General features: G+C 61.7%; 1 protein-coding gene. It reads right to left on the bottom strand.

Going from position 1 to position 3,342, the window contains the following annotated elements; all coding sequences use genetic code 11:
• Positions 1-78: 78 nt before the first annotated feature.
• A partial coding sequence (gene addA / locus QVE23_RS10745) for a helicase-exonuclease AddAB subunit AddA (RefSeq protein ID WP_287968210.1) occupies positions 79-3,342 on the bottom strand: 3,264 nt, incomplete at its 5' end.

Below are 3,342 nucleotides of genomic sequence, written 5' to 3'. Positions count from 1 at the left end.
GGAAGCCTGATTATATTTTTTTATATTTTTTTCGCATTTACTATTGACATTTCCGGGCTTTTGCGAAAAAGCTTGAAATTACGAGATTTCCACGGTTTTTCCGGCTTGCAGGAAGTACAGTGCCTTCCGTGTCACCGCCTTTTCCAGCACCCGTTCCAGCGCCAGAGAGTACGCCGCCAGCTGGCCCCGGTACAGCTCTGCGTGCTGCGCCACATCTTCCTCCGTCTGTACGAAGTCGGTCTTAAAGTCCACCACCGTGATGCCCTCCGGCGTTTCAAACCAGCAGTCCACCACGCCTTGCAGCAGGATGCTGTCCTCCTCCGCGGCTGCCGGGTCATAATCCCGGGCCGGCATCAGCACCGTGAACCGATACTCCCGCGCCGCCGTTTCCGCCTGCCGCATTTCCTCAGCCAGCGGGGATTCCAGAAAGCGCCGCAGAGCGGGAACGTCCACAGCCGCCGCCTGCTCCGCCGTCAGCTTGGCCTCCAGCCGCAGCTTTTCCACCTGTCCGGGCACATCCAAATTTTGCAGATCCAGATACTGCAAGACAAGATGGGTGGCGGTGCCCCGCTCCGCCGGTGTCAGTCCCTTTTTCTCCCGGCGGAATTTCGGCTGGACAAGGGGCCGGATATAGGGCGTGTGGTAGGCATCTTCCGCGATCTCCTGATCCAGCGCCCGGCCCTTTAGCTGCGTGGCGGTGAGTTTGGCGGGGAGAGTTGTTTCCCGCTGATAGGGATACCGGAAGGTCAACAGCGCCGGGTCAAAGAGCGTTTCTCCTGCATCCTTCTCCGTGTCGGACACAGCCGCTCCGGGCGCCCATCCGAAGTCATCGCCGTCATGGATGAACACCTGCCATGGGGCGGTATCGCCGGTATACAGACCGCCCGCCATCACCCCGGCCATATCCCGCAAAGGCGCGGCCTCCGGGCGGCACAGCAGCGGCAGTAAGATCCAATCTCCGAAGCACTTCCCCTCCGCCACCACCTCCGGCATGACGGGACAGGCCGCGGCAGCAGTCAGTTTTTGAAGGCGCTTTTCCGCGCCGTACAGCGCGTCTACCAAAATCAGCTTTTCCTTTGGCCGGGTCATGGCCACATACAGGATCCGCTGTTCCTCCGCAAGATTTTCACGGCGAAGCTTTTCTTCCAGCGCCAGCCGGGCCATGGTGGGATAGCGGATCTTCCGCTTCAGGTCGATGCACAGAGGGCCAAGGCCCAGTGCCGGGTGCACCAGCACCGGCGTATCGAAATCCTGCCGGGAAAAGGCGTGCTCCAAGTCGCAGAGGAACACGATGGGAAATTCCAAGCCCTTGGATTTGTGAATACTCATCATCTGAACGCCGCCGCTCCCCCCGGCGGTTTTCACGGCGGGAGCCTGCCCGGCGTCAATGAGCCGCCGGAGCTGTGTGATGAAGGCGAACAGCCCCCGGTAGCCGCTGCTCTCAAAGCGCTCGGCATGGCGGGTCAGGGCTACCAGATTTTCCTGCCGGACGCCGCCCTCATCCATCGCGCCGAAGATACCAGGCAGATGCAGCATATTGTAGATGTGCCACAGCAGGCGGCACACGTTCATGTCTGCCGCCGCGTCCCGCAGGCCGGTCAGCGTCGTCAGGAACGCTTGTACGTCCTCGCCGCCGTCCGCCAGCAGAGCGTCATAGAAGTCTCCCTCCCGGTCACGGCTGCGGATCTCCGCCAGACGGTCCGGCGTAAAGCCGAATACCGGGGAACGGAGCACGGCGATCAGGGGCACATCCTGCCGGGGATTGTCGACGATCTCCAACAGGGCCAGCGTGACAGAGATCTCCGGGGTCTGGTAGAAATCGCCGCTTTCCTCAAAGGAGCAGGGCACATCCCGCTCCGCCAGCGCTTGGGCGAAGGCGGCGGACCGGCTCCCCGGAGAGCGCATCAGGATCACGATGTCCTCCGGGCGGCAGGGCCGCAGCGTGCCATCCTCCCCGGTGACGGGATACCCCTCATCCAAAAGCTGACGGATACGCTGCGCCGTGAACCGGGCCTCCGCCAGCAGCCGTTTCACCGGGCGCTCATTTGCCGCCGACTTCTGATGGGCGGAGATGAGGTGGAATTCCGTCTCGCAGTCCTTCCGGGGCGGGTAGTACTCCGCGCCGAAGTGGAGGGACTCGTCCTCGCCGTATTCCATCTCTCCCATCTCCGCCGACAGGATGTTGGAGAAGATGAAATTGGCCGCGTCCAAAATCTCTCCTCGAGAGCGGAAGTTTTTGGACAGCAGAATTTTGCGGTCCTCCCCTTCCGCCGCATTTTCAGCAGGTGTGAAGTTGCGGTACTTGTCAAGAAAAATCGTAGGGTCCGCCAACCGGAACCGGTAAATACTCTGCTTTACGTCCCCTACGGTAAAGAGGTTTTTGCCTTCACGGGACACCGCCCGGAAAATGGCGTTCTGCACCTCGTTGGTGTCCTGATACTCATCCACCAGGATCTCCCGGTAGCGGCCCGCCACCTGACGGCCCAGTTCCGTAGGCGCGCCGTTCCGCTCCACCAGCAGACGAAGGGCCAGATGCTCCTGATCGGAGAAGTCTGCGCAGTTCATCCGCAGCTTTTCCGTCCGGTACGCGTCGGAAAAGTCCGCCGTCAGCTTCAAAAGGGCCGTCATGGCAGGGGCCATGGTCTGAAGGTCCTCCATGGCCTCCGTATCGCTGACCGCCAGCATGGGAGCCAGCTTTTTGGCGGCAGTTTTGGCGTTCTCCCACAGCCCCTTCAGTCTCACGACCTCCGGGTCCTCCGCCATTCCCTTCGGCGTGGTGAGCCGGGGGAATTCCAGTCCATCCAGAGAAACGCGGGCGGCCTCCCAGTTCTGTGCTGCCGCCAAGGGTGCGAAGCTGCGGCTGGCCCGCAGAAATTTTTCGCCATATCCCTTATAGAGATCCCCGCCCACGGTGGACTGTCCCGCCCGCCGCAGCGCTTCCATATAGTGAAACCCCTTTCGACGGATGACCGCCAGCAGCTCGGCGGCGTAGGGCGTTTCGTCGAAGTCCCCGCTCCGATTTTCCCAGATCGTCCGATTTTCCGCGAGCCAGTGTTCAGGATCGGCGTGACTTTGCAGCTTTTCGTAGGTTTCCAGCACCAGATCCTCCAGGGCGCTGTCATCCCGGCCCGCGCCCAGCGTATCCGCCAGCAGCGCGCCGCCCTCGTCCAGTTCCTCGTAAAACCGCTCCAGTACCCGGGTCAGCACCCGCTGGCGCAGGAGCTTTGCGTCATTTTCGTCCAGCACCCGAAAGTCCGGCGTCAGGGTATAGCGCTCTCCCTCCTGTGCCAGAAGATGGGTGTTCTCCCGCAGCAGCGACGTGCAGAAGGCGTCCACGGTCTT

This window comes from Oscillibacter sp. KLE 1728 (assembly GCF_934833455.1).
GTDB classification, from domain to species: domain Bacteria; phylum Bacillota; class Clostridia; order Oscillospirales; family Oscillospiraceae; genus Oscillibacter; species Oscillibacter welbionis.
This window is presented reverse-complemented; position numbering and strand designations above follow the sequence as displayed.